General features: G+C 47.6%; 1 protein-coding gene. It reads right to left on the reverse strand.

Going from position 1 to position 687, the window contains the following annotated elements; genetic code table 11:
- Positions 1-36: 36 nt before the first annotated feature.
- Positions 37-687, reverse strand: a 651-nt coding sequence (locus tag A3751_RS21210; RefSeq protein ID WP_156492714.1) for a Tn3 family transposase, incomplete at its 5' end; no start/stop codon positions are given.

Genomic DNA, 687 nt, shown 5'->3' on the forward strand with positions numbered 1-687 from the left:
GCCCCCGTGGTTCCTGGTCTCCAGAGGGGTATTAACTTAGACATTTCCTCCAGTTTCGGTAATCGGCCGCATTATTTCCTCGATATCGATCAGGTTTTGTTCAAAGTCGAAGCTATAAGTCCCATTCAGATTAATGTTGTGCCAAGCCACCGGCGACACCTGCTTTGTAATCCCCAGCTTTTCTTCATCGCCAATGCCCTCGAAGTGCCTCAGTAAACGGGTCAGTATCATTGAGTTGAAGTAAATAATGGCGTTGGTGAGCAACCTCGCGCATTCATTCCACAAGCTGATTTCATAATCTGACGAACCTCGGAATCGGTTACCATTAACCGATGCGATAGCACGGCGTAATTGGTGGTAGGCCTCGCCTCGATTCAGTGCTCGCTGTACATATCCCCGGAGACTAGCATCGTCGATATAGTCCAGTAAGTACATGGCCTTGATCATACGGTTGTACTCAGTCAGGGCCTGTAATAACGGGTGGCTTTTGCTGTAACCAGATAACTTGCGAACCAGAATCGCTTGTGTGGTACTTTTCTCCTGAAGCGAGATGGCAATACGCTGGATGGTATCCCAGTGCTCAATGATGAGGTCTGTTTTAATCGGCTTTTTTAAACTCAGTGTTACGCCCTGGTCTTTGTTTTCACTGACTTTGAACATCTCTTCAATGACCTTGCCGAACTGGGC

The organism is Oleiphilus sp. HI0080 (assembly GCF_001635135.1).